The sequence below is a fragment of the Comamonas sp. GW821-FHT11H03 genome (genome assembly GCF_058807955.1).
In genome coordinates, this window is the sequence record NZ_JBXARF010000002.1 from 204,944 (window position 1) to 228,266 (window position 23,323).

At 61.6% G+C, this 23,323-nt stretch carries 23 protein-coding genes; 10 read left to right on the top strand and 13 right to left on the bottom strand.

The window, feature by feature from the left end; translation table 11 throughout:
• Window positions 1-27: 27 nt before the first annotated feature.
• Window positions 28-318: a co-chaperone GroES gene (gene groES / locus AC1RTQ_RS05395; RefSeq protein ID WP_003058782.1), complete on the bottom strand. Its 291-nt coding sequence runs from the start codon at window positions 316-318 to the stop codon at window positions 28-30.
• 245 nt (window positions 319-563) lie between these two features.
• Between groES and AC1RTQ_RS05400 the strand changes: the two genes are divergently transcribed.
• On the top strand, window positions 564-3,215 hold the full coding sequence (locus tag AC1RTQ_RS05400; protein ID WP_492874629.1) for a chemotaxis protein CheW: 2,652 nt from the start codon (window positions 564-566) through the stop codon (window positions 3,213-3,215).
• A 12-nt stretch (window positions 3,216-3,227) separates the two neighbouring features.
• Here AC1RTQ_RS05400 and AC1RTQ_RS05405 read toward each other — a convergent pair whose 3' ends face one another.
• The 6 genes from AC1RTQ_RS05405 to AC1RTQ_RS05430 all read right to left on the bottom strand — a co-directional run bounded on the left by AC1RTQ_RS05405 (window position 3,228) and on the right by AC1RTQ_RS05430 (window position 9,613).
• Window positions 3,228-3,566 carry an H-NS histone family protein gene (locus AC1RTQ_RS05405; RefSeq protein ID WP_003058775.1) on the bottom strand — a complete coding sequence of 113 codons (339 nt, stop codon included), beginning with the start codon at window positions 3,564-3,566 and terminating at the stop codon, window positions 3,228-3,230.
• 188 nt (window positions 3,567-3,754) lie between these two features.
• Window positions 3,755-4,249, bottom strand: coding sequence for a GNAT family N-acetyltransferase (locus tag AC1RTQ_RS05410; protein WP_492874630.1), 495 nt, complete (start codon window positions 4,247-4,249; stop codon window positions 3,755-3,757).
• Window positions 4,250-4,315: 66 nt separating this feature from the next.
• Window positions 4,316-5,476 carry a bifunctional nicotinamide-nucleotide adenylyltransferase/Nudix hydroxylase gene (locus AC1RTQ_RS05415; RefSeq protein WP_492874631.1) on the bottom strand — a complete coding sequence of 387 codons (1,161 nt, stop codon included), beginning with the start codon at window positions 5,474-5,476 and terminating at the stop codon, window positions 4,316-4,318.
• A gap of 208 nt (window positions 5,477-5,684) precedes the next feature.
• On the bottom strand, window positions 5,685-7,388 hold the full coding sequence (locus AC1RTQ_RS05420; protein WP_492874632.1) for an NAD+ synthase: 1,704 nt from the start codon (window positions 7,386-7,388) through the stop codon (window positions 5,685-5,687).
• A 16-nt stretch (window positions 7,389-7,404) separates the two neighbouring features.
• A complete protein-coding gene (gene pncB, locus AC1RTQ_RS05425; RefSeq protein ID WP_302092269.1) occupies window positions 7,405-8,610 on the bottom strand; it encodes a nicotinate phosphoribosyltransferase in 1,206 nt (401 codons plus the stop codon).
• A gap of 154 nt (window positions 8,611-8,764) precedes the next feature.
• Window positions 8,765-9,613 (bottom strand): cysteine hydrolase family protein, encoded by an 849-nt coding sequence (locus AC1RTQ_RS05430; protein ID WP_492874633.1) that lies wholly within the window; start codon window positions 9,611-9,613, stop codon window positions 8,765-8,767.
• A gap of 121 nt (window positions 9,614-9,734) precedes the next feature.
• Here AC1RTQ_RS05430 and AC1RTQ_RS05435 point away from each other — a divergent pair, with 121 nt between their 5' ends.
• On the top strand, window positions 9,735-10,418 hold the full coding sequence (locus AC1RTQ_RS05435; protein WP_304350193.1) for an NUDIX hydrolase: 684 nt from the start codon (window positions 9,735-9,737) through the stop codon (window positions 10,416-10,418).
• An 86-nt stretch (window positions 10,419-10,504) separates the two neighbouring features.
• Here the strand turns inward: AC1RTQ_RS05435 and AC1RTQ_RS05440 are convergent, their stop codons facing one another.
• Together AC1RTQ_RS05440 and metK are read right to left on the bottom strand one after the other, a co-directional pair.
• A complete protein-coding gene (locus AC1RTQ_RS05440; protein WP_003058756.1) occupies window positions 10,505-10,678 on the bottom strand; it encodes a DUF1328 domain-containing protein in 174 nt (57 codons plus the stop codon).
• 194 nt (window positions 10,679-10,872) lie between these two features.
• Window positions 10,873-12,060 (bottom strand): methionine adenosyltransferase, encoded by a 1,188-nt coding sequence (gene metK / locus AC1RTQ_RS05445; protein WP_302092265.1) that lies wholly within the window; start codon window positions 12,058-12,060, stop codon window positions 10,873-10,875.
• Between the two features lie 126 nt (window positions 12,061-12,186).
• Between metK and AC1RTQ_RS05450 the strand changes: the two genes are divergently transcribed.
• Both AC1RTQ_RS05450 and AC1RTQ_RS05455 read left to right on the top strand, forming a co-directional pair.
• Window positions 12,187-13,038, top strand: a complete 852-nt coding sequence (locus AC1RTQ_RS05450; RefSeq protein ID WP_492874634.1) for a lysophospholipid acyltransferase family protein — start codon at window positions 12,187-12,189, stop codon at window positions 13,036-13,038.
• A complete protein-coding gene (locus tag AC1RTQ_RS05455) occupies window positions 13,035-13,916 on the top strand; it encodes a lysophospholipid acyltransferase family protein (RefSeq protein ID WP_428176135.1) in 882 nt (293 codons plus the stop codon). The genes AC1RTQ_RS05450 and AC1RTQ_RS05455 overlap by 4 nt, the downstream gene beginning before the upstream one ends.
• A gap of 69 nt (window positions 13,917-13,985) precedes the next feature.
• Here AC1RTQ_RS05455 and AC1RTQ_RS05460 read toward each other — a convergent pair whose 3' ends face one another.
• Complete coding sequence (locus tag AC1RTQ_RS05460) at window positions 13,986-14,885, bottom strand: alpha/beta fold hydrolase (protein ID WP_492874635.1); 900 nt, start codon at window positions 14,883-14,885, stop codon at window positions 13,986-13,988.
• Window positions 14,886-14,929: 44 nt separating this feature from the next.
• Entirely contained in the window at window positions 14,930-15,685 is a 756-nt protein-coding gene (yihA, locus tag AC1RTQ_RS05465) for a ribosome biogenesis GTP-binding protein YihA/YsxC (RefSeq protein WP_492874636.1), read from the bottom strand.
• Between the two features lie 77 nt (window positions 15,686-15,762).
• Between yihA and AC1RTQ_RS05470 the strand changes: the two genes are divergently transcribed.
• The 5 genes from AC1RTQ_RS05470 (at window position 15,763) to msrQ (ending at window position 21,847) form a co-directional block, all read left to right on the top strand.
• A complete protein-coding gene (locus AC1RTQ_RS05470; RefSeq protein WP_003058744.1) occupies window positions 15,763-16,386 on the top strand; it encodes a c-type cytochrome in 624 nt (207 codons plus the stop codon).
• Window positions 16,387-16,516: 130 nt separating this feature from the next.
• Window positions 16,517-18,697 carry a cytochrome c biogenesis protein ResB gene (locus AC1RTQ_RS05475; protein ID WP_492874637.1) on the top strand — a complete coding sequence of 727 codons (2,181 nt, stop codon included), beginning with the start codon at window positions 16,517-16,519 and terminating at the stop codon, window positions 18,695-18,697.
• Window positions 18,694-20,028 (top strand): c-type cytochrome biogenesis protein CcsB, encoded by a 1,335-nt coding sequence (gene ccsB, locus AC1RTQ_RS05480; protein WP_302092260.1) that lies wholly within the window; start codon window positions 18,694-18,696, stop codon window positions 20,026-20,028. The genes AC1RTQ_RS05475 and ccsB overlap by 4 nt, the downstream gene beginning before the upstream one ends.
• Before the next feature lie 194 nt (window positions 20,029-20,222).
• Window positions 20,223-21,215 carry a protein-methionine-sulfoxide reductase catalytic subunit MsrP gene (gene msrP, locus AC1RTQ_RS05485; RefSeq protein ID WP_492874638.1) on the top strand — a complete coding sequence of 331 codons (993 nt, stop codon included), beginning with the start codon at window positions 20,223-20,225 and terminating at the stop codon, window positions 21,213-21,215.
• The gene (msrQ, locus tag AC1RTQ_RS05490; protein WP_302092258.1) at window positions 21,215-21,847 is read left to right on the top strand and encodes a protein-methionine-sulfoxide reductase heme-binding subunit MsrQ; all 633 of its coding nucleotides are present in this window, start codon (window positions 21,215-21,217) and stop codon (window positions 21,845-21,847) included. Before msrP ends, msrQ begins: the two co-directional genes overlap by 1 nt.
• Here the strand turns inward: msrQ and AC1RTQ_RS05495 are convergent.
• Together AC1RTQ_RS05495 and lptM are read right to left on the bottom strand one after the other, a co-directional pair.
• Window positions 21,811-22,638 (bottom strand): oxygen-binding di-iron domain-containing protein, encoded by an 828-nt coding sequence (locus tag AC1RTQ_RS05495; protein ID WP_302092257.1) that lies wholly within the window; start codon window positions 22,636-22,638, stop codon window positions 21,811-21,813. The genes msrQ and AC1RTQ_RS05495 overlap by 37 nt on opposite strands.
• A gap of 74 nt (window positions 22,639-22,712) precedes the next feature.
• Window positions 22,713-22,961 (bottom strand): LPS translocon maturation chaperone LptM, encoded by a 249-nt coding sequence (lptM, locus tag AC1RTQ_RS05500; protein ID WP_409813772.1) that lies wholly within the window; start codon window positions 22,959-22,961, stop codon window positions 22,713-22,715.
• 12 nt (window positions 22,962-22,973) lie between these two features.
• On the opposite strand from lptM, the gene cyaY reads away from it, so the two are divergent.
• A complete protein-coding gene (gene cyaY, locus AC1RTQ_RS05505) occupies window positions 22,974-23,315 on the top strand; it encodes an iron donor protein CyaY (RefSeq protein ID WP_003061987.1) in 342 nt (113 codons plus the stop codon).
• The last annotated feature ends 8 nt before the right edge of the window (window positions 23,316-23,323 follow it).

The following is a 23,323-nucleotide window of genomic DNA, read 5'->3' on the forward strand; positions in this document are numbered from 1 at the left end:
ATGAATAGGGGTTGTGTTCGGGAAGGATTACTTCTCGACGACTGCGAACAGGTCGTCTTCCTTCATGACCAGCAGCTCGTCGCCGTGGATCTTCACGGTTTGGCCAGAGTACTTGCCGAACAGGACGCGGTCGCCGACCTTCACGTTCAGAGCGATCAGTTCGCCCTTGTCATTGCGCTTGCCGGGACCCACAGCCAGCACTTCGCCTTGGTCAGGCTTCTCGGTGGCAGCATCAGGGAGCACGATGCCCGAGGCTGTCTTGGTTTCGTTTTCGAGGCGCTTGACGATCACGCGATCGTGCAGGGGACGCAGGTTCATACCAACTCCTAAATACATCAACAAAGTTGAAACAAGACTTGCCAGCCATCCTGGCTGACATTCGGATATCTAGGGTCAAGCTGTTAGCACTCAACCCCATCGAGTGCTAATAATAAGGCAATTTCCCGAGCTTTCAAGACCTCTCCCCCGCCGAACAGAGGGCAAATCTGTCAGGAAACAGGGTTTGTTCTTAGTCATGTGTAACGTGTTTTTACAAATAGGCCTGGCTTTTGCTCTGGCAGAACATGCCTCTAGAAACCATGACTGCCCCGGCGCAGCGCGCCCAGGATCTGCTGCAGACAGACGTCTTCATTCCTCATATGCGCCAGGTCGGGCGCTGCGAGAGTTCGCTCAGGGAGCTGAATCTGATGTGGCGGCTCATAGAGTCCTCCGCCAAGATGAATTGCCCGCAGGAAGCGCAGGCCTTGCTGCCCATGATGGCCGCCACGCGTGGCGGCTTCGAGCGGCTGGAGCAGGACCTGGTGCAGTCCATGGTGATGCAGGCTGTGACGGGGGTGACGGCGGGGCTGGCCAGTCAGGCACAGCATCTGATCGATACCCTGGTGCGCAATCTCTACGAGCGCACGGCCGACGTGGGGTTTCTGGCGACCGATGCCATGCTGTGCGGTTTCATGGCCGGGCTGGATGGTGATGAGGCGGCCATCACCCAGCGTCTGCGTGCCTACCGCAGCAAGTACACGGTCTACGCGGACATTTTGCTGCTGGATGCCGAAGGCCTGGTGCGAGCGAGTGCACGCGAGAGGAGTCGGGTCACAGATCAGCCATGCCGGGATGCGTTGATCTCCCGTGTCCTGCAAAGCCAGGGCTTTGTGCAGAGCTTTGGTGCTACCGACCTGCTGCCGGGCCATGACAGCGGCCTGATCTATGCACATCGCATGCTGCACCCCATCAACCGGCAGGCCATGGGCGTGCTGTGCCTGTGCTTCGACTTCGACGGCGAGATGCAAGGCATCTGGAGTGGACGCGACCAGGCTGACGGCAGTGGCGTTCCAGAGGCGCAGACCAGCATCGCCCTGCTGCTGGATGAGCAGGGCCAGGTGCTGGCCAGCAGCGATCTGCACTGGATTGGTGTGGGTGCGAATGTGCGCCCTCACCATGATGGTGCGAGCGCGCTGCATGTGCATGGAGGACGCACCTATCTGGTGCAGTCTGCGGTGTCGGCAGGCTATCAAGGCTATATGGGGCCCCGGGGCTGGCGGGCGCAGATCATGACTCCGCTGGAGCTGGCCTTCGGCCTTCAGTCGCAAGCGGGCCTGGATGGACTGGATGCGGCCGTGGCCCAGGGCCTGCTGGCGCATGCGCATCGCTTCTGCCCGCCTTTGCACGCCATTCACAGCGCGGCGGACACCATACGCCGTGTGGTCTGGAACGGGCGGGTGATGACGGCAGGCAAGCAGATGGACAACACGCGGCTGCAGGCCGTGCTGGAGCAGATTGGCGAGACAGGGGCGCGGACCAACGAGGTTTTCTCTCAATCCATTGATGCGCTCTATGGCACGGTGCTCAATACCGCACTGCGGGACAACAGCCTGTTGACGAGTCTGTTGGTGGATCTGCTAGATCGCAATCTCTATGAGCGTGCCAACGACTGCCGCTGGTGGGCGCTGACGCCGCAGCTGTCCGAACTGCTGGAGGCCCTGGCCTTGGGGGAGAGGGCCGGGGATCAGGTGAGCGAGGTGTGCGAGCTGCTCACCGCCATTCACGACCTGTATACGGTCTACCAGCAAATCATGGTCTATGACGCCCGCGGCAAAGTCGTGGCCGTCAGCCGCAGAGGGCAGGCACAGAGCCAGGAACTGCTGGGCAGCCATATAGAGGCGGACAGCCTGCACCAGGTCCTGGCGCTGGCAGAGACCCAGGCCTATCACGTGTCCCCATGGCGCCCCTGTGTGCAGCACGAGGATGAAGGACCGACCTATGTCTATCACGCGGCCATACGCAACGCCGATGGCATGGTGCTGGGCGGAATCGGCCTGGTGTTTCATGCGCAGCGTGAATTCAAAGCCATGCTGGAGGGCGTGACCGGCGTGACCGGCGTGCAGGCAGGAGGCGCAGGCAGCAGGCAGGTGTCCTACCTGAGCCGCTCGGGCATGGTCATGTCTTCTTCGGATGTGCAGTTGCAGCCGGGGGTGCAGCTGGAACTGCCGCCCGTCATGCTGGCCCTGGCACCCGGGCAGAGCATGGCCCGTGCCATGGTGTATCAGGGCCAGTATTGCGTGGTGGCGATCACGGCGGGCAGCGGCTATCGGGAGTTCAAGCGCAGCGATGGCTATCGTGAAGAGGTGCTGGCCTTGTCCGTGCAGGCGTTTGGCGCCGTGCACGACGATGCGCTGGCAGCAGTCTCGCGCCGCAATACCAGGGTGCAAAGCCTGGCGGCGGCCAGCCAGGGCAGTGCCGCCGGCATGGAGATGGCGACCTTTTTTGTGGAGCGCAGCGTGCTTGCCGTCGATGCGGCCTGCGTGCTCGAGGCCCAGAGTGCCTCGGCCATCGCTCCCGTTTCGGCCGGACGCTTGCCGCACTGTGTGGGTACGCTGGCCAGGCGCAGCCAGGGGGCTGTGGCCGGCTATGTATGGGTCTTCGATCTGGGGGCGCTGCTCTTTGGCAAGCCCGTGACCAGGACGGCGCAAAGCCAGGTAATTGTGCTGGAGCACCAGGGGCTCAAGCTGGGCGTGCTGGTCAGCGATCTCGAAGGCGTGGTGCGCTTCGAGAACGGGCAGTTGCGACTGGCTCCTGCAATGGCGGGTGCGGCGGATCAGCTGGTGGACCGCTTGATCCGGGCCAATGAAGGCGATCTGCTGATCCAGTGCCTGAACGTGGCTGCCCTGGTGCGCATGCTCAAGGCGCCACTGCCGGCGGAGCAGGGCGCTGTCGGCTGAGCGGCCGGCCGCTTACTGAACCGGGAACGGGTTTTTTTCGTCGCGCGGCGCGTTGAAGTCCACGCTGGGCGTGGTCTTGATCTCGTACTGGCTGCGGTCCTTGCTCTCTATCCACTTCGGGGGCTTGCCGCGGCCGGTCCAGGTCGCGCCGCTTTCGGGGTCGTAGTACCTGGCTTCGACCTTCTTCTTCTCCTCAGGCCTCCAGGGAAAGACTTGCTGCGAGGTGAAGCCGAAGGTGGCGATCAGTTGCTTGACGGTGGCCAGGGCTTCCTTGGCTTCGGTGCTGCGCGCTTCTTCGATGCGCTTGTCCAGCGCATTTTTCTGAGCGATGAGTTCTTGATAGCTTGGCATTCTGGATTCCAGAGAGAGTGTGAAAGGTCAGCACTGATTGCCGCCTTTATTATTGTTTTGCAGAACCGTTCATTTTGGCGCAAGCGCGAACGCGCCGTATTGTTGATGTTGCGTACACTCAATCTGCAAAGGGACGCACATCACTTCGAAGGGCTGCATGCATCACTCTGGATGATCCGGCCTGCGGCTCAAGCCTGTTTGTCACCTGTGGCCATGGCCTGCAGGGCCGAGCCCGTCATGCGATAGCGGATCCACTCGGTCTGCGGCACGGCTCCCAGGCTGTCATAGAACTTGATGGAGGGGGTGTTCCAGTCCAGGCAGCTCCATTCAAAGCGGCCGCAGTCCTTTTCCATTGCAATCCGGGCCAGATGCTGGAGCATGGCCTTGCCGGCGCCGTGGCCGCGTGCGTCGGGAGTGATGTACAGGTCTTCCAGGTACAGGCCGTGCTGGCCCTGCCAGGTGGAATAGTTGAAGAAATACACGGCAAAGCCCACGGCCTTGCCCTCGATCTCGCAGATCAGGCCGAAGACAGCAGGGTTGGCGCAGAACAGCGTGCGGCGCACATGGTCGGGCGTGGCCTTGACCTCATTCTCGGCCTTTTCATAGATGGCGAGTTCACGCACAAAGTGCAGGATCAGGTCGATGTCTTGTTCGGTGGCAGGGCGGATATGGAGCTGGCTCATGGAGTTGCAGGAAAAAGTAGCTTAAGCGCTTGATGGTAAAGCGCTTGCAGCTATGGTTTTGATATATCAAGCGACCTGAAGCTCGGGCTCGCTCTGAGCCAGAGTCACGGGCAGGAACTGGCACAGGATCTGGAAATGGTCCTCGAAGAACTCTGCCTCCATACGGGGCAGATCGGCAATCGGCACCCAGCGGGCCAGGGCGGCGTCGTCCGCGCCCTGTACCGGAGGCAGGCTGGGCTGCACGCCCAGATCCAGATAGTGCACATGGGTAATGGTACGCCCGCGCAGGCTGCGGTCCGGGTGATCGAAGACCTGCACGGCCTGCAGGGCCGCTAGCAGATCGGCCTCACTGATGGAGGAGCAGGTCTCTTCACGCAACTCGCGCATGCAGGATTGCCAGAGGCTGTCACGCTGCTCGAGAAAGCCGCCGGGCAGCGCCCAAAGACCCTGGCCCGGCGCATGGCCGCGCTGAATCAGCAGCACCTGGTCCTGGCCCTTGGCGCGGCAGCGCAGCAGCGCATCCACGGTGACGAACACCGGCGCATAGGGCGCCTTGGCCCAGGCCCGCTTGTAGTCCTGCAGCATATGCCACTCTTTTTGCAGGCGCAGATACAGCGGGGTCTGGGTCCAGCGGCGCAAAAACTCCAGCGTGCTCTCGGGCATCTGGGAGGAGAGCTTGGCCAGGGCGGCATCCATGGCTTCGGGCGAGGCGCCACCTTCGCCAAAGAAGATTTCGCGCAGCGGAGTGGCGTCGAACTGACCCAGGCGCGGCAGACTGATCAGTTCCCAGCCCGGAAAGCGGGCCAGATAGCTGCTGCTGGAGTCCTTGAAATGCCCGACCAGGGCCACGCTCGCGCCTTCGGGTACATGGGCATGCACGGCTTCGCGCACGGCATGCACCCACAGCGGCTCGTTGTAATAGTCGCGCACGGGAACGCAGCGCACGCGCCCGGCATCCTCTTTCGATAGCGCATTGCGCAACATCTGTGCGCGCTCCTGCCAGCTGAACGGGTTTTTGGGATTGGGAGCCTGCCAGGCGCTGCCCAGTACCACCACGACTTGGCGAGCCCGCTCCAGTGCGGCATGCAGCAAGGCCATGTGGCCGTTGTGCAGTGGCTGAAAGCGGCCGATCAGCACGGCGGTATGCAGGGGCACGGAGGTGGGCAGAGTCTCTGGTGAGGCGGCAATGACACGCTTGCTGGAGGTGTTGGGACTGGCTTGAGGCATGAGAGCGAAACCCGTACAGAAATCGGCGCCCGCAAGGGCAAATATTGGTGAAAACTGGGCTAAGCGCTTACCAGGTAAGTGCATGAAGCTCACTTTTTTGAATGGCTAACCCGTCCTGGCACCACGAAGTCGGTGCGGCGAAGGCCCTGGCGGCACCAGCGCGGCAGCCAGGCTTTGCCACTATGTCCCAAGCGGGTGTTGGGCATTGCTACTCGTAGTGTGCCGCAATCGGCATCTGCCGGCCCGTGCCAAAGGCCCGTGGGCGTACTCTGAGCATGGGCGGAGCCTGGCGGCGCTTGTATTCGCTGCCGAACACCAGCTTTTGCACGCGGGCAATGGTCTCGGGCCCGCCTGCTTCGGTGCGAAGCCTGGCCACAAAGGCTGCGGCCTGCGCATATTCCTTGCTGGACAGATGCTGGCCCTCGATATGCCATTTGAGAATCTCGTCGAGCACGGCATAGGGCGGCAGGCTGTCCTCGTCCTTCTGGCCGGGAGCCAGTTCGGCCGAGGGCGGCTTGTCGATGATGGCCTGCGGAATCAGCTCGCGCCCCGCATGGCGGTTGATATGGCGCGAGAGCTCGAAGACTTCGGTCTTGTACAGATCGCCAAGCAGGCCCAGACCGCCGTTGGTGTCGCCATAGAGGGTGCAGTAGCCCACCGAGACTTCGGACTTGTTGCCCGTGGTCAGCAGCAGATGGCCGAAGGCATTGGAAAACTCCATCAGCGTGGTGCCGCGTGCGCGGGCTTGCAGGTTTTCCAGCGCCAGGCCCTTGAGCGGCTCGCCAAAGCTGGCCTCGAACTGGCGTGCATAGGTGGTGACCAGCTCCTTGATCGGATGCTCGTACAGTCTGATGCCCAGATTGCGGCACAGCAGCACCGAGTCGTCGACCGAGCCTGCCGAGGAATAGCTGGACGGCATGGTGATGCCGACCACGTTGTCCGCCCCCAGGGCATCGACGGCCAGGGCCAGCGTCAAGGCCGAATCAATGCCGCCCGAGCTGCCCACCACTACCTGCTTGAAACCGCAGCGGCGTGCATAGTCGCGCAGGCCCAGCACGATCTGCTGGCGGTAGAACTCCATGGTGGGCAGGCCCTGGGCCGCCACAGCAGGCAAGGCCGTGCCGTCGCAGGCCTGAAACCGGCCCTGCGCATTCAGCTCCAGTGTGCAGACATCTTCCTCGAAGCGCCTGGCTTCAAACACCAGCCCCGCTTCGGGCTCCACGGCAAACGAGGCGCCGTCGAACACGATCTGGTCCTGGCCGCCGATCTGGTTGATGTAGAGGATGGCCAGCTTGTGACGTGCCGCTGCCTGGGTGAAGACCTCGTGGCGCTGCTCGCGCTTGCCCAGGTGGCTGGGGCTGGCGTTGATGCTGATGACCAGGTCTGGGGCCGCATCGCCCATGCGTACAAAGGGGTTGGTCGCGTAGTCGGCGCCCTGGTCGTTCCAGCCGTCCTCGCAGACCAGAAAGCCCACCTGGCAGTTGCCCACGCGCAGCACCTTGGCCGTGTCGGCCCCGGGCTCGAAGTGGCGGCGCTCGTCAAAGATGTTGTAGGTGGGCAGCAGTTGCTTGTCGTACTGCAGGCGAATCTGTCCGTTCTTGAGCACCAGCAGGCTGTTGTGCAGTGGTTTGCCGGGTCCATTGTGCCGGGTGGGCGCGCCCACGACCCAGTGCAGATCGGGGAGCTGGCGCGTGGCCTGCAGCAGCTCCTGCAGACCTGCATCCAGTCTTTGCAGAAAGCTGGGCTCGTCCAGCAGGTCGCCGGGATAGTAGCCGCTCAGCGACAGTTCGGAAAACACCACCAGGTCGGCCTGCTCGGCTGCCGCCTTGGTTGCGGCCTCTCTCATGCGGCGGATATTGCCGCTGATGTCGCCCACCATGTAGTTGAGTTGGGCGAGGGTGACTTTCAGCATGGTTGCCTCCGAAGATTCAGGCTGCCTTGGCAGCAGGCTCAGGGATGTTGAAGACCTGGCGCAGATAGGCCAGATAGGTCTCGTCGTTGCATAGCGTCTTGCCGGGCGAGTCCGAAATCTTGGCCACGGGCTGGCCGTTGGCATGGGTCAGCTTCATCACGATATTGATCGTGGTCAGTCCCATGTCATTGGTCAATCGCGTGCCTATGCCGAAGCCGCACTGGATGCGATCGGCAAAGCGGTGGTAGAGCGCCAGGGCCGTGTCCAGATCCAGCCCGTCCGAGAACACCAGACGCTTGCTCTGCGGGGCAATGCGCAGCTTGTCATAGTGGGCAATGGCCTTCTCGCCCCATTCGAACGGATCGCCGGAGTCATGACGCAGGCCGTCGAACAGCTTGGCAAAGTACATGTCGAAGTCGGCCAGAAAGGCGTCCATGCCCACGGTATCGGTCAGGGCGATACCCAGGTCGCCGCGGTATTCCTGCACCCAGTCCTCGAGGGCGGCTACCTGGAAGTCGCGCAGACGCACGCCCAGTGCTTGATAGGTCTGCAGATACTCATGGGCCATGGTGCCTATGGGCACCAGATTCAGATCGCGCGCCAGCAGCACATTGGACGTGCCCTTGAACCACAGCGCGGTTTCCTGGGCAAAAGCCTGCACCACCTCGCGTTGCCAGGCTCCCGAGAAGCGGCGGCGCACGCCGAAGTCAAACAGCTCGAAGGGGTTGCGCAGCCTGGCCTCGACTGCCAGATGCTTGAGCTGGGCAAGCTTGACCTGCAGGCGTTTGCGGCCTTCGACAAGTGCGGACTCGGCGTCGAAGCGGCGGAAGTACAGCTCGTTGACGATGGCCAGCACATAGATCTCGAAGCCCATGACATGGACTTGCGGGCCCTTGGCCACGATATGGAGCTGGTCGCCTTCGGCCCAGGCGCGGATGAAGGCGCGCTGGAACTGGAAAATGCGCAGAAAGTCGATGAAGTCGCTCTTCATGAAGCGTAGACCAGCCAGATAGTCCAGCTCGCCCTTGTCGAAGCGCAGAGTGCACAGGGCGTCCAGCTCGCGCTCCACCTCGGGCAGCAACTCGGCCAGGGGGAAGGCCGTGGGCGTGCGGCAGACAAACTCGTACGCGGCCTCGGTCTGGGGGTGGCGGTGCAGCATGGCCTGCCACATGGTGAACTTGTAGAGGTCGGTGTCCAGCAGGCTGGTGATGATGGGCTTCATGCCGTTCTTCTTTTCTAGGACTTACGCAAACAAGAATGCAACAACGGCCTGCCTTCTGCGGCAGTCGCCCGGCCCGAACCCGTTTTGCGTAAGTCGTGTTTTCAAAATATGAGCTGCTAGCGCTTGATCCAGAAGTGCTAGAGGCTGATTTGTCTCATAAGCCAAAGCTGGCGCTGGTTTCGCAGCGTACACCGGTTGCACGCATGCGTTGCAGGAAGTCGTGGTGCGCGGCCTCGAATCCGGCGACCGGGCTCATGCAGTCAGTCAGCAGCACGATGCGCGAGAAATCATCGCTTTCCCAGTGCTCCACGATGTGCTCGGTGGTGGCGCGCACGCAGTGGCTGCTGGCCTCGCCCGCAATCACCAGGGTGCTACTCTGGCGCAACTGGGCCAGCAGGGCGGTGTTCAGGCCGGTTTCGGGGTCCTGCGGATCGGGCACTTCGGCACAAATGGCGCTGTAATGCTCGGTCCAGGGGTTCATGCCCTTGAAGACATGGCGGGTGGCACGGTGCTGCAACTCCTGCCACTGGCGGCAGGCCGCGAGCACGCTGGCATGCATGCCATGGCCCCAGCTACCGATCTCGCAGTGCAGCGGCCAGACCATGAGGCTGTAGCTGCCCTGGGCCTCCAGCTGATTCAGGTATTGCAGCGTGCGTTCACGTTCGGCAGCGTTGCGCGGTGCATAGTCGCCGGTACGGACCTGCGCTGCCGTGATCGGGGTGAATGGCAGGACGGCACGGCCATCGCGCTGCTGCCAGAAGGCGGGATGAGCAATGTCGTAAGCCTGGTGCGAGTCCAGAGTGATGGTGATCTGGTCCAGCTTGCCTCCCTGGGCTGCCATCCAGCTGCTCAGGCGCTGCATATCGGCATGAGCGCCCGTTACCGGAAGGCTGGGTGCTATCGCCTGACGAGTGCCAGGCGAGCGGGGGCACCAGTCGGCGGGCAGATCGCAGAAGTCGTTTTGCGGGTCAATGATGAGCAGCTGGGTTTGTGGATGACTCATGGTGTTCAGCTTTCATGCGAGATGCAATGTTGGCAGTCTAAGTTACTTAAAATATATTTGCAACTAAGTATTTTGGATTGATGTGAAATAATTAGGAGAGAAAAACGAAGTTGGTAAAAAAATGAATCAAAGTGATGAGCGCAGGGAACCGGTGCAGGTGAGTGTGGATGTGGTGCTGCTGACCCTGGTGGAGCAGCAGTTGCATGCCGTGCTGCTGCGTCGTCAGGCTGCGCCTTTTGCCGGGGTATGGGCTTTGCCCGGCGGCTTTATTCATACCGAGGAGGATGCGGACGCCAAGGCCAGTGCGGCGCGCGTGCTCAGAACCAAGGTGGGCATAGAAGGTGCGTATCTTGAGCAACTGGCCACGTTCAGCGGCCCGGCGCGCGATCCGCGCGGCTGGTCGGTGGCGATCGCCTATTGCGCTTTGCTGCCCGTGCAGAACCTGCCGCCGAATCGCTCCGACATCAGCGTGGTGCCGCTCTCGGCCTTGCCGCAGCTGCCGTTCGACCACCGTGCCATCCTGGACGCCGCCTTGGAGCGCGTGCGCAGCAAAAGCCTGTATTCCTCCTTGCCCGTGCACCTGTGCGGCGAAACCTTCACGCTGCCGCAGCTGCAGCAGGTCTATGAAAACATTCTGGGTGAGCCGCTGAACAAGGTCAGCTTCAGGCGCAAGATGGACGAGATGGACTGGCTGGAGGCCGTGCCAGGGGCCATGCTGGGTGGCGGGGCGCATCGGCCCGCCCAGCTTTACCGCGCCAAGCCCGGCTTCAGCCAGACGCTGGCGCTGACTGCCCGGGGGCTTTGAGAACGCGTAAACACGCTCCGAGGCCGCTGTGCATGAAAAATGCCTGCACAAGGCAGGCATTTGGGCGGGTTTGCAGCTGAGGGCGGCTAGCTCACAGCCCCTATGCCCAGCAGCGCCAGAACGACAAAGATCACTGCAACGGCAATAAAAATAAAGAACAGGATCTTGGCTATGCCGGCTGCGCCTGCAGCTACGCCGGTGAAGCCGAAAACACCGGCTACCAGGGAAATGATGGCAAAAATAATGGCCCACTTGAGCATCGGAACTCCTTTGTCTGAAGCGATGTTTCAAGCCTAAGCCGCCGGGTACAGGCTTGTGGTGCTCATTTTGGGGAAATCCTTGTCGGCTTGATCCGACAACAAAAAAGCCACCGCGATGGTTCGCGATGGCTTCTTGAGGAGGCTTGAGGGCCCAAGCCCTCAGATACTCAGACCCGCTTTTGCGGGTGTCCGAATCACTTCAGGCCGGCAGCGGCGCGCAGCAAAGCCGCCTTGTCGGTGCGTTCCCAGGTGAACTCGGGCTCTTCGCGGCCAAAGTGACCGTAAGCCGCAGTCTTGCTGTAGATGGGGCGCAGCAGATCCAGCATCTGGATGATGCCCTTGGGGCGCAGGTCGAAATGCGCGGCCACCAGCTTGGCGATTTCCGCATCGGGAATCACGCCGGTTCCTTCGGTGTACACGGTGATGTTCATGGGGCGGGCCACGCCGATGGCGTAGGCAACCTGCACCTGGCACTGGCGCGCCAGACCAGCGGCCACCACGTTCTTGGCTACATAGCGCGCGGCGTAGGCGGCCGAGCGGTCCACCTTGGTTGGATCCTTGCCGGAGAACGCACCGCCACCATGGGGGCAGGCACCGCCGTAGGTGTCCACAATGATCTTGCGGCCGGTCAGGCCGCAGTCGCCCTGAGGGCCGCCCACGACGAAGCGGCCCGTGGGGTTGATCAGGTACTTGGTGTCCAGCAGCCACTCGGAGGGCAGCACGGGCTTGATGATCTCTTCGATGATGGCTTCGGTGAACGATGCCTTCATCTTGGTTGCCGTTTCCGACTGATCGGGGCTGTGCTGGGTGGACAGCACCACGGTGTCGATGCTGTGGGGCTTGCCGTCCACATAGCGCAGGGTCACCTGGCTCTTGGCGTCTGGGCGCAGGAAAGGCAGACGGCCATCCTTGCGCAACTGGGCCTGGCGTTCCATCAGACGGTGGGCGTAATAGATGGGCGCGGGCATCAGCTCGGGCGTTTCGTCGCAGGCGTAGCCGAACATCAGGCCCTGGTCGCCAGCGCCGGTGTTCAGTTCGTCATCGCTGGCCTTGTTCACGCCCTGGGCGATGTCCTGGCTTTGCTTGTCGTAGGCGACGAGCACCGCACAACCCTTGTAGTCGATGCCGTATTCGGTGTTGTCGTAGCCGATGCGCTTGATGGTGTCGCGTGCGACCTGGATGTAGTCCACATTCGCACCGGTGGTGATTTCACCAGCCAATACCACCAGACCGGTGTTGGTCAGTGTCTCGGCAGCCACGCGGCTGTGCGGGTCTTGGGTGAAAATAGCGTCCAGAATCGCGTCAGAGATCTGGTCGGCAACCTTGTCGGGGTGGCCTTCAGAAACCGATTCCGAGGTAAATAGAAAATCGCTGTTCGCCATTGATATAACTCCTTGTAGCTTGGGCAATTGCGTTGCCCGAGCTTCGAAGTCTGGCGAACGCTTTAGCAGTTTTGTTTTTACGTCGCCCTGCAAGTTGCTCTTTAACTCAGCGACCCCGCTATTCTAATGCCTTCCCTGTTTCGACTGTTTGCTGCACTGCCTTTATGGCTATTGCATGGCCTTGGCGCTGCCATGGGTTGGGTGACCTGGGCGCTATCTCCCACCTATCGGCGCCGATTTGCAGCCAATGCCGCGCAGGCCGGCTATGGGTTTGCCCAGGTCAGGGCTGCGGTGGGGCATGCGGGGCGCATGGTGTTCGAGATGCCGCGCATCTGGCTGGGCCAGTTGCCGGACTGCGACATTGTCAATGGCGAATGCGCCGAACAGGCATATGCCAAGGGCAAGGGTATCGTCTTTCTTACGCCCCACCTGGGTTGCTTCGAGATGTCGGTGCAGGCCGCAGCGCGGCGCTGGTCGGATCGGCATGGCGCAATCACCGTGCTCTACCGCCCCGCACGCCAGGGCTGGCTGGCCGAAATTCTGGAAACCGCGCGCAATCGTCCTGGCGTTCACGCCGTTCCGACCACCCTGGCGGGCGTGCGTCAGATGATCAAGGCGCTGCGCCAGGGCGCGGCCGTGGGGCTGCTGCCCGATCAGGTGCCGCCCAATGGTCTGGGCATCTGGTCGCCTTTTTTCGGGCGCGATGCGTATACGATGACATTGGCGGCACGCCTAGTGCTGCAGACCGGGGCCACGGTGATCGTGGCCCGGTGCGAGCGCAAGTCCTGGGGGCGGGGCTACACGCTGTATCTAGAGGAATTGCCTGTGCCCGAATCTCAATCGCTGGACGCCACCGTGGCGCTTATCAATCGCGCCATGGAAACCACCATTCGCCAGTCTCCGCAGCAATATCTGTGGGGCTATGGCCGCTACAAGCAGCCACGTGAAGACAAGCAACTCTCGGGGGAGAAGGCATGAGCGCCAGCAAGATCGCCATTGCCGGCATGCATGTGCTGGCCAAGCTGCCGCTGCCCGTGCTGCGTGGCCTGGGCAAGCTTGTGGGGCGTGTGCTGTTTGTGGTGGCGGGCCAACGCCGGCGCATCGCGCTGCGCAACTTCGAGCTGTGCTTTCCCGATGTGCCTGAGGTGCAGCGCAAAGCTTGGGCGAAAGAGTCCTTTGAAGTCTTTTGCCAGACTTTTCTCGACAGAAGCTGGCTGTGGTTCGGCTCCGAGGAGCTGGTGCGCAGCCGTGTCAAATTGGTCGGGGCCACGCATGAGCTGGAGGGCGATACGCCCACCATCGTCTTCGCGCCGCACTTCTACAGCATGGATGCCGGTGGCCTGGCCCTGCCGCTCAATACCGAGCGCGAGTTCACCTCCATCTTTGCCACCAATCCCGATCCGGACCTGGATGCCTGGTTCATGAATGGCCGTCAGCGCTTCGGCAATGTGAAGATGCTCAACCGCGCCGATGGCGTCAAACCCATCATCCAGTGCCTGCGCAAGGGCGGGCTGCTGTATCTGCTGCCCGATATGGACTATGGCAAGAACGATTCGGTGTTCGTGCCCTTTTTTGCGGTGGAAAACACGGCCACGATTCCCTCGCTTTCGCGCTTTGCGCGCCTGGGCAAGGCCAAGGTGGTGGCGCTCTACAACCGCATGACGCCTGAAGGCTATGTGGCCGAGCTGACGCCGGCCTGGGAGAGCTTCCCGACTGACGACCATGTGGCCGACACCGCCCGCATGAACCGTGAGCTGCAGGCCGCCATCATGACCATGGTTCCGCAGTATTACTGGGTGCACAAACGCTTCAAGACCCGCCCGGATGGCGAGCCATCGCTGTATTCCAAAGAGTAAACATCAAAGCGGCTTGAAAGCCCGGGTGGAAAGAAGCCGGCTGCTTCCTTTTTCAGGAGCGACCTGGCATCAGCAGAACTCGGCCAGGGCGCGCTGCACGGCCTCGGGCCTCTCATGGACCACCCAGTGGCTGCAGCCCTGGAGATGCTCTATCTCCAGCTGCGGCACCCATTGCTCCAGCCCATGCAGCAGAGCAGGCTGTAGCGCCAGGTCGCTGTCCCCCCAGAGAATGCGCACCGGCACAGGGATATGCAGCATTTCATCGGGAAGGCTGAGTTCGCGAATGTCCTGCAGTTCATCGGCGCTGCCGCCCGGACGGGGCGGCACCAGCGGGCTGGCTGCATAGAACATGCAGGCGCCGTGCACGCCCAGGTCCCAATGCTCGCGGTATTGCTGCTTGCGCTCGGGCGTCAGCCATGCGGGCATGCTGCCGTCGGGGTTCTGAAAAAATCCGAGCATGCGCTGCCAGCCGTTTTCGGCCAGCAGCTCGTGCGCATCGGGTCGGCGCAGAAAGTGCATGTATTGGCTGGCGGACTGCTGCACAGGGTTGGACTGAAGTTCGCGCAAGAAGCTGCCGGGATGCGGGGAGTTGAGTATGAGCAGCCGCTCAAGCTGCTGGGGATAGCGGTTGGCCAGGCCCCAGGCCACGGCGCCCCCCCAGTCATGGGCAATCACGCAGGCAGCGCGCTTGGCAGGGTTTTCCAGCGCAATCAGGGCGGCAAGATCCTCCACCAGGTATTTGGCACGGTAGTCGCTGATGGCCGTGGGCTGGCTGGAGCGGCCATAGCCGCGCAGATTGGGCGCCACGCAGCGGTAGCGGCTGCCAAACTGCTCAAGCATCCCATCCCAGATGAAGGCCCCTTCGGGAAAGCCGTGCAGAAACAGCAACAGGGGCTGACCCGGCTTGCCGGTGGTGCGGCATTCCAGTTCAACCCCTGTGGACAGGGTATGCATGCAAGTCGTGACCATGAAGCTCTCCTTTTTGTAGCTTCTGGCGCTTGCAAGATAAGCGCCTATGGCTGATTTTGCGCAGGAGTCTCGTCCGCAGGCGTCGCTTGGGTGACGGGAGCGGCCTGGGGCAATCCCGCCTGGGGCAATCCCTCGGGGTGGCACCAGTGCCACAGCAGTTGGGCCACATCGTCCACCCCCTGCTTTTTGAGGGCGGAGAACAGGCGCACCTCACCTCCGCCGGCATTGAGCTTGGTGATGGACAGAATCTTGGCTTGCTCGGCGCGGGTCAGCTTGTCGGCCTTGGTCAGCACGATGAGAAACTTCAGGCCTTGCTCCACGCGTGGGCGGATGGCATCCAGCAGGGCTTCGTCGAGTTCGGTCAGGCCCAGACGCGGGTCGCACAGCAGCACCACGGCGGACAGGCTTTCGCGGCTCATCAGATAGTTGAGCATGACGCGCTGCCAGCGCTCCTTGTCGGTGCGGGAGACGGCAGCGTAGCCATAGCCGGGCAAGTCGGCCAGCACGGCATCGGTCACGCCCTGCTTGCCCAGTGCAAACAGGTTGATGTGCTGGGTACGGCCTGGCTTCTTGGAAGCGAAAGCCAGCTGCTTTTGCTGGGTCAGCGTGTTGATGGCGGTGGACTTGCCGGCGTTGGAGCGACCGACGAAGGCAATCTCGGGAACGTCGACCTTGGGCAACTGGTTGAGCTGGGCCGCAGTCGTGAAAAAACGTGCGGTGTGCATCCAGCCCATCGCAAGCTTGCTGTCGATCAAAGAAAGTGTTTTTCCGGCAGTGGTATCCGGGGAAGCATGGGTCATGACGGTAACTATTTCAGGGAGGCCCATTGTAGAATTTGACGGATTCGAGCTCTCAACAATAGACCCTGCCCCTTGATATGAAGTTGCTTGCCTCTTTGCTGACTGCTGCCATTTTCGCAGCACCTGCCTTCCCCGCATTTTCTGCGGGAGAAACACCTGTCAAGGCGGATGCTGCCAAAGGGCAAGCCAGTTATGGGGCGGTCTGCGCCGCCTGTCATGCCGCAGACGGCAATTCCACCATTCCCCTGCAGCCCAAGCTGGCAGGCCAGCACCCCGAGTATCTGGTCAAGCAGCTGCGCGAGTTCAAGGATGGCAAGCGCAACGACCCGGTGATGAAGGGCTTTGCCTCCACGCTCAGCGATGGCGACATGCAGAACATTGCAGCCTGGCTGCATACCCAGGCACCCAAGAACGGCTTCTCCAAGGACAAGGACTCCATCGCCCTGGGTGAACGCATCTACCGCGGCGGCATTCAGGAGCGCCAGATTGCCGCCTGCGCGGGCTGCCACAGCCCCAACGGCTCCGGCATTCCGGCCCAGTACCCGCGTCTGTCGGGTCAGCATGCGGATTACACCGTGAAGTCGTTGACGGATTTTCGCGACGGCAAGCGCAGCAATAGCATTCCCATGGCCCAGGTTGCTGCCAAGCTTAATGATCGCGAAATCAAGGCCGTGGCAGACTATATAGCTGGCTTGCGTTAAAAATCCTTTTCACCAGATGCGCGGGTGACTTCGGGAACTTTCAGGCATCTGGCACCCCCCAAGTCAGGCGGGCCCATCGGCTAGTTCAGCAGATGGCCCGCCTTTTTGCGTTCGGCTCTATCTCATCCTCATGTCAGACCTTCCACTTCGCGATCGTGACTCCTCTCGCTCACAGGCAGTGCGCGCGACTTTGGAGTTGCTGGCCTCCATGCGCTTTGCGATTTCACTGCTCACGGTGATCTGCATCGCATCGGTCATCGGCACGGTGCTCAAGCAACATGAACCGCTGGTCAACTATGTCAACCAGTTCGGCCCTTTCTGGGCGCAGCTGTTTCTGGCGCTCAAGCTCAATGCGGTCTACAGCGCCTGGTGGTTTTTGCTGATTCTGGCGTTTCTGGTCATCAGCACCTCGCTGTGCGTGAGCCGCCATGCCCCCAAATATCTGGCCGACATCCGCAACTACAAGGAAAACCTGCGCGAACAAAGCCTCAAGGCTTTCCACCATCGCGCCGAGGCCGATGTGGCGGGCAGCACCGAAGAGGCGGCCCAGCGCATCGGCCGACAACTGGCATCTGGCGGCTGGAAGGTCAAGATGCAGCAGCGCGACACGGCGGCCGGTCCCGGCACCGGCTGGATGCTGGCGGCCAAGGCCGGCGCGGTCAACAAGCTGGGCTATATCGCCGCGCACTGTGCGATTGTGCTGATCTGCATTGGCGGGCTGTTTGACGGCGACCTCATCGTGCGGGCGCAGATGCTGCTGGGCGGAAAAACACCTTACACCGGCGGCGGCATGATCTCGGACGTGGCACCCGAGCACCGTCTGTCCATCAAGAATCCGACCTTCCGCGGCAACCTCATGGTCTCCGAAGGTACGCAGTCCGGCACTGCCATCCTGAATCAATCGGACGGTATCCTGCTGCAAGATCTGCCATTTTCGGTGGAACTCAAGAAATTCATCGTGGAGTATTACTCCACCGGCATGCCCAAGCTGTTTGCCAGCGATATCGTGATTCATGACCGCGCCACGGGCGAGAAGCTGGAAAAGCGCGTGGAAGTGAACCATCCGGCCAGCTACAAGGGCATCGAGATCTATCAGAGCAGCTTCGATGACGGCGGCTCCAGCGTCAAGCTGCATGCCGTGCCCATGGATGGCGTCTCCCAGCCCTTCGACGTGGAGGGCGTGATCGGCAACTCCACCGAGTTCGTGCGCAAGCTGGCCGATGGCCAACAGGACAAGGTGACGCTGGAGTACACGGCACTGCGCACCATCAATGTGGAGAACTTCGGCGGCCAGGACAAGGGCGGCGTCGGCACCGATGTGCGCAAGGTCGATCTGAGGCAGGCCATCGACGCGCGCCTGGGCGCAGGCCACAAGACGATGGACAAAAAGGATTTGCGCAATATCGGCCCCAGCGTGGGCTACAAGTTGCGCGATGCCTCGGGTCAGGCGCGCGAGTTCCAGAACTACATGCTGCCCGTGGATACGGGCGACGGCCAGCCCGTATTCCTGCTCGGCGTGCGTGAGAACCAGGCCGATCAGATGCGTTATCTGCGCGTGCCTGCCGACCCTGAAGGCACGATGAACACCTTCATGCAGCTGCGTCAGGCCATGCAGAGCAAGGCCCTGGCCGAAAAGGCAGCGCGTGCCTATGTGCAGCGGGCGGTCGATGCCTCCAGGCCCGAGCTGGCCGAGCCGTTGACGCAGTCCGCGCTCAAGGCGCTGGAGCTGTTTGCCGGTCAGGACAGCAAGCTCAAGGGCCCTGACGGTCGCCAGCTCGGTGGTCTGCAGGCGATATCGGACTTCATGGACAGCAATGTGCCCGAGGCCGAGCGCGAGCGCGCCGGCGAGGTGCTGGTGCGGATTCTGAACGGCGTGCTGTTCGAGCTGGCCCAGCAGGTGCGCCAGCAGGCGGGACTCAAGCCTTTCGAGAACGATGAAAAGACCCAGGCCTTCATGACGCAATCGGTGTTCTCGCTCAGCGATGCGCAGTTCTACCCGGCGCCCGTGGTCTTCATGCTGCAAGACTTCAAGCAGGTGCAGGCCAGCGTGTTCCAGGTGGCGCGCGCTCCCGGTAAAAACATTGTTTACCTGGGGTGTCTCTTCCTGATCATCGGCGTTTTTGCCATGCTGTACGTGCGTGACCGCCGCATCTGGATCTGGCTGACCCCTGCGAATGGTGCCAGCCATGCGAACATGGCCTTGTCCACCAACCGCAAGACCATGGATGGCGACCGCGAGTTCGTCATGCTGGCCGACAAGCTGATCGGGGCCAAGCCCTTACAAAAGAAGACTCCCGGAGGTTCTGTATGAACACCGCAACCACGACATTGACTCTGAACGAAGGCTATTTCGCCCGCCGCAACTGGTTTGACTGGTTGTTCGCGGTCGTGGTGGCCGTGGGCCTGGGCTATGCGCTGCAGCGCTACGCCGCCTATATGGATGTGTATGAGAAGGGCATTTTGCTGGCGACCATCCCGGCCATGATCTGGATGGGCTGGTTCTGGCGCCCGCTGGCAGTGTTGATGCTGACCGTGGCCGGCTTCTCGCTGATGGCCATCGGCCTGTACCAGGGAGGGGATGGCGGGGAGCTGGCGCGATCGGAGAGCGTCTTCGGCCTGAAGTACTTCCTCTCCAGCCAGTCCGCCATCCTGTGGATGAGCATGGTGTTCTTCATCAGCACGGCTTTCTACTGGATCGGCGTGTTTGCCAAGGGCGAGCGCTCGGTCATGTCGCTGCTGGGCTCGCGCCTGGCGTGGCTGGCCGTGGCCATGGCGCTGATCGGCACCATGGTGCGCTGGTACGAGAGCTATCTGCTGGGCCCGGACATCGGCCATATCCCTGTCAGCAATCTCTACGAAGTGTTCGTCATGTTCTGCTGGATGACGTCTATCTTCTATCTGTACTACGAGCAGCACTACGACACGCGTGCCCTGGGCGGCTTTGTGATGCTGGTGGTCAGCGCGGCGGTGGGCTTTTTGCTCTGGTACACGCTGGTGCGCCAGGCCCATGAGATTCAGCCCCTGGTGCCAGCCCTCAAGAGCTGGTGGATGAAGCTGCATGTGCCCGCCAACTTCATCGGCTACGGCACGTTTGCGCTGTCGGCCATGGTGGCGTTTGCCTACCTGATCAAGCAGCAGGCCACCGAGACCAAATGGTACAAGCTTGCGCCGCTGTGGCTGCTGGGCGTGGTGCTGTGCTTCGAGCCCATCGTCTTTCGCAAGGGCGCGACCGAGAACGGCGGCAGCTACTGGATGGTGTACTTCGGCATCTCGGCGCTGATCGTGGCCGGCATCCTGCTCTCGCGCAAGCGCATTGCCGCACGTCTGCCTTCGTTCGAGATTCTGGACGACGTGATGTACAAGGCCATCGCCGTGGGCTTTGCCTTCTTCACCATCGCCACCGTGCTCGGCGCTCTGTGGGCGGCAGAGGCCTGGGGTGGTTACTGGAGCTGGGACCCCAAGGAAACCTGGGCGCTGATCGTCTGGCTCAACTACGCCGCCTGGCTGCATATGCGCCTGATGAAGGGTCTGCGCGGCACGGTGTCCGCCTGGTGGGCGCTGGCGGGTCTGGCCGTCACGACCTTTGCTTTCCTGGGCGTGAACATGTTTCTGTCGGGGCTGCACAGCTACGGCGAGCTGTAGGCTTCGCACCAGGCACTCCAGAAAATAGGAGCTGCTTGCGCTGATTGAATAAGGATTTCAGGTTGAAAACAATCTGAAACCGTTGATCATCAAGCGTAAGCAGCTCCTTTTTTATTGAGGAGTTCGGAGGAACTTTGCTGACCCAGAGGGCTTCCAAATCGCACTACTCTTGATCGTCGTTTGGGAGCATTCCTATGCTGATACGTCACCGCAACCAAGGCTTTGAACATCCACTGAGCAGCGAGATCACGCCTCAGACCCAATACCTGCAGCGCCGGGATTTTCTGCAGACCCTGGCCATGGGGGCGGCTGGCGCCACCTTGGCCGGCTGGGCCGGCCGTGACGCGCTGGCTGCTGCCGATCGCGTGCATCTGCCCGCCCTGAAGGGCGTGGTCAGCAAGGTGGCCGGTGCCATGACCGTGGAGGCGACCACCAGCTACCAGGACGTGACCAGCTACAACAACTACTACGAGTTCGGTCTGGACAAGGACGAGCCCGCACGCAATGCGCACACGCTCAAGACCCGGCCCTGGACGGTACGCATAGAAGGTCTGGTGCAGAAGCCGCAGACCCTGGACATCGACAGCCTGCTCAAGCTCGCGCCCATGGAGGAGCGCATCTACCGCCTGCGCTGCGTGGAGGGTTGGTCCATGGTCATCCCCTGGGTTGGCTATTCGCTGTCCGAGCTGCTCAGGAAGGTGCAGCCGCTCTCAGGCGCCAAGTATGTGGAATTCGTCACCCTGGCCGACAAGGCCCAGATGCCCGGACTCAGAAGTGGCGTGCTGGACTGGCCCTATACCGAAGGCTTGCGGCTGGATGAGGCCATGCACCCGCTGACGCTGCTGGCCTTCGGCATGTATGGCGAGGTTCTGCCCAACCAGAATGGTGCGCCGCTGCGCCTGGTCGTGCCCTGGAAATATGGTTTCAAGAGTGCCAAGTCGTTGGTGGCGATCCGCCTGACCGACAAGGAGCCGGGCACGGCCTGGAACAAGGCGGCACGCAACGAGTACGGCTTTTATTCCAATGTGAATCCCGAGGTCGATCATCCACGCTGGAGCCAGGCCACCGAGCGGCGCATCGGTGAGGGCGGGCTGTTCGCCAAGCGCCGCAAGACTCTGCTGTTCAACGGCTATGGCGATCAGGTGGCGTCGCTGTATGCGGGCATGGACCTGAAGAAGTTCTACTGATGCAGGCCTGGTTGCTCAAGCCCTGGGCCAAGCCGCTGGTCTTCACGCTGTGCCTGCTGCCTTGCGCATGGCTGTTCTATGCGGCGTTTACCGACGGGCTGGGGGCCAATCCGGCCGAAGCCCTGCTGCGCAGCACGGGCGACTGGACCCTGCGCTTTCTCTGCATCGTGCTGGCGGTGACGCCGCTGCGTCAGTTCAGCGGCTGGAACCTGCTGGTGCGTTACCGGCGCATGCTGGGTCTGTACGTGTTCTTCTACGCCTGTCTGCACCTGCTTTGCTATGCCTGGTTCGACATGGGACTGGACTGGGGCGATATCCTGGCCGATATCCCCAAGCGTCCGTTCATTTTGGTGGGTTTCAGCACCTGGCTGCTGCTGCTGGTGCTGGCTGCCACCTCGCCAAAGTTCATGCTCAGGGCTCTGGGCGGCAAGCGCTGGCAATGGCTGCACCGCGCCGTCTATGTGGCGGTGCCGCTGGCCTTGCTGCATTTTTTCTGGATGCGTGCCGGCAAGAACAATTTTGCCGAGGTGGCTGTTTATGCAGCCATTCTCGGCAGCTTGCTTGGCTGGCGAGTGCTGCGCGCACTCAGAGGCAATCAACCGGCTACAGCGCGCAGGGGCGGACGTACCTGACGCGAGACCGGGTCGATCTCTGCTGAGGGCAGCTGGTAGGCGCGCTGGTCGAACAGGTCGATTCCGCACTGCAGGCCTTCGAGCCAGTTGAACAGGTCGCCAATCGCCTGTTTGCCCATGATGGGCGCGCCATGCTGGGGCACGATCATGTCTATGGACAACTGTCGTGCCATCTGCACCCATAGCCTCAGAATCTTGTTGGAGACCATGTAGCGGCGGTGAAAGCCTTCCATGCGCGAGATATGGGGAGCGAGGTCGGTGACGGGCTTCTGCGCTTCTGCTCCGGTGGTCAGGGACACGCCCAGGTCGCCGGTGAACAGGATCTTGCTGATGGGGTCGTAGAAGTGAAAGTTCCCCTCGGCATGGAGAAAATGCGCCGGCAGCAGCACCAGCTCGCTGTGGCCCAGAGGCAGGCGTGCACCCGAGTCAGGTACGCCGATGACGCGGTTTTCCGTTTTGCCCACCTTGGTGAAGTGCGGTGCAAAACGCTCCCAGATGCGCGATATGACCAGTTGTGCGCGGGTGCTGCTCATCCAGCGATCCAGCGAGGCAATGATGTCCGGGTCGGCATGCGAGGCAATCAGATAGGCGAGCTTTTGCGGCGGGAAATGCCGTGACATGCCCATGAACAGCTCGTTGAAAGCCAGGTTGCCACCGGGATCGATGATGGCGCCCGTGCCGTTGTCCACAATCAGGAACTGGTTGGCCTGAATGGCCTGACCGTCCTCCTCGATGAGGTCGGTGAACATCAGACAGACGTGGTTTTTGTCGCGATAGAGCTCAATGGACATGGCAGTTTGTCAAAGGACAAGATGCCGTCACTCTAGAGAGTAAGCCCGGGCGCCATGTTGATGTGTATCAAGCCTCAGGGCTTGGCATCGGTCCGGGGCATCTCGTCAGCCTCTGTCGGCGTGGCTTTCGTTGCGGGTGTTGCTGCGCTGGAAGGCTTGGTGGAAATGCCCAGTGTTTCGGGCAGCGTGGCGCGACCCTGCGCCGCAGGATCCGTAGGCAGATAGAGCGGGCCTTTTTGTCCGCAGGCGGAAAGTGCTGCCAGGGACGCCGCACAAGCCGCAAGGGCAATGCTCCTGACTAAAATTTGGTTGGCTTTCAACATGGGCAAATTGTAATGACTGACCTTGAATATCTGGATCGCGCCGACCAACTTCTGCTGGCTGTGGAGCAATGCTGTGATCGCATCAATGACGAAACCGATGCCGACCTTGATGCCCAGCGCGTGGGCGGCATGGTGACTTTGGTGTTTGCCAATCGCAGCCAGATTGTCATCAACCAGCAAAAACCCCTGCATGAAATCTGGCTGGCGGCCAAGGCTGGCGGCTTTCACTATCGTTTTGACGAAGACAAGAAAGTCTGGCTGGACACCAAGGGTGCTGGCGAGTTCTTTGCCAATCTGACGCAATATGCGAGCGAGCAGTCGGGCATGGCTCTGGAGTTCAAGGCCCTGGCCTGAATATTCAG

Excerpts from the sequence above, each read along its gene's own strand:
- AC1RTQ_RS05415 (WP_492874631.1), bottom strand. The coding sequence starts at position 5,476 with ATGCCTCAAGCCAGTCCCAACACCTCCAGCAAGCGTGTCATTGCCGCC.
- AC1RTQ_RS05420 (WP_492874632.1), bottom strand. The coding sequence starts at position 7,388 with ATGCTGAAAGTCACCCTCGCCCAACTCAACTACATGGTGGGCGACATC.
- AC1RTQ_RS05435 (WP_304350193.1), top strand. The coding sequence starts at position 9,735 with ATGAATCAAAGTGATGAGCGCAGGGAACCGGTGCAGGTGAGTGTGGAT.
- AC1RTQ_RS05470 (WP_003058744.1), top strand. The coding sequence starts at position 15,763 with ATGAAGTTGCTTGCCTCTTTGCTGACTGCTGCCATTTTCGCAGCACCT.
- AC1RTQ_RS05455 (WP_428176135.1), top strand. The coding sequence starts at position 13,035 with ATGAGCGCCAGCAAGATCGCCATTGCCGGCATGCATGTGCTGGCCAAG.
- msrP (WP_492874638.1), top strand. The coding sequence starts at position 20,223 with ATGCTGATACGTCACCGCAACCAAGGCTTTGAACATCCACTGAGCAGC.
- msrQ (WP_302092258.1), top strand. The coding sequence starts at position 21,215 with ATGCAGGCCTGGTTGCTCAAGCCCTGGGCCAAGCCGCTGGTCTTCACG.
- cyaY (WP_003061987.1), top strand. The coding sequence starts at position 22,974 with ATGACTGACCTTGAATATCTGGATCGCGCCGACCAACTTCTGCTGGCT.
- AC1RTQ_RS05430 (WP_492874633.1), bottom strand. The coding sequence starts at position 9,613 with ATGAGTCATCCACAAACCCAGCTGCTCATCATTGACCCGCAAAACGAC.
- AC1RTQ_RS05410 (WP_492874630.1), bottom strand. The coding sequence starts at position 4,249 with ATGAGCCAGCTCCATATCCGCCCTGCCACCGAACAAGACATCGACCTG.
- AC1RTQ_RS05400 (WP_492874629.1), top strand. The coding sequence starts at position 564 with ATGCCTCTAGAAACCATGACTGCCCCGGCGCAGCGCGCCCAGGATCTG.
- AC1RTQ_RS05405 (WP_003058775.1), bottom strand. The coding sequence starts at position 3,566 with ATGCCAAGCTATCAAGAACTCATCGCTCAGAAAAATGCGCTGGACAAG.
- lptM (WP_409813772.1), bottom strand. The coding sequence starts at position 22,961 with ATGTTGAAAGCCAACCAAATTTTAGTCAGGAGCATTGCCCTTGCGGCT.
- metK (WP_302092265.1), bottom strand. The coding sequence starts at position 12,060 with ATGGCGAACAGCGATTTTCTATTTACCTCGGAATCGGTTTCTGAAGGC.
- AC1RTQ_RS05495 (WP_302092257.1), bottom strand. The coding sequence starts at position 22,638 with ATGTCCATTGAGCTCTATCGCGACAAAAACCACGTCTGTCTGATGTTC.
- AC1RTQ_RS05475 (WP_492874637.1), top strand. The coding sequence starts at position 16,517 with ATGTCAGACCTTCCACTTCGCGATCGTGACTCCTCTCGCTCACAGGCA.
- ccsB (WP_302092260.1), top strand. The coding sequence starts at position 18,694 with ATGAACACCGCAACCACGACATTGACTCTGAACGAAGGCTATTTCGCC.
- AC1RTQ_RS05450 (WP_492874634.1), top strand. The coding sequence starts at position 12,187 with ATGCCTTCCCTGTTTCGACTGTTTGCTGCACTGCCTTTATGGCTATTG.
- AC1RTQ_RS05440 (WP_003058756.1), bottom strand. The coding sequence starts at position 10,678 with ATGCTCAAGTGGGCCATTATTTTTGCCATCATTTCCCTGGTAGCCGGT.
- pncB (WP_302092269.1), bottom strand. The coding sequence starts at position 8,610 with ATGAAGCCCATCATCACCAGCCTGCTGGACACCGACCTCTACAAGTTC.
- groES (WP_003058782.1), bottom strand. The coding sequence starts at position 318 with ATGAACCTGCGTCCCCTGCACGATCGCGTGATCGTCAAGCGCCTCGAA.
- yihA (WP_492874636.1), bottom strand. The coding sequence starts at position 15,685 with ATGACCCATGCTTCCCCGGATACCACTGCCGGAAAAACACTTTCTTTG.
- AC1RTQ_RS05460 (WP_492874635.1), bottom strand. The coding sequence starts at position 14,885 with ATGGTCACGACTTGCATGCATACCCTGTCCACAGGGGTTGAACTGGAA.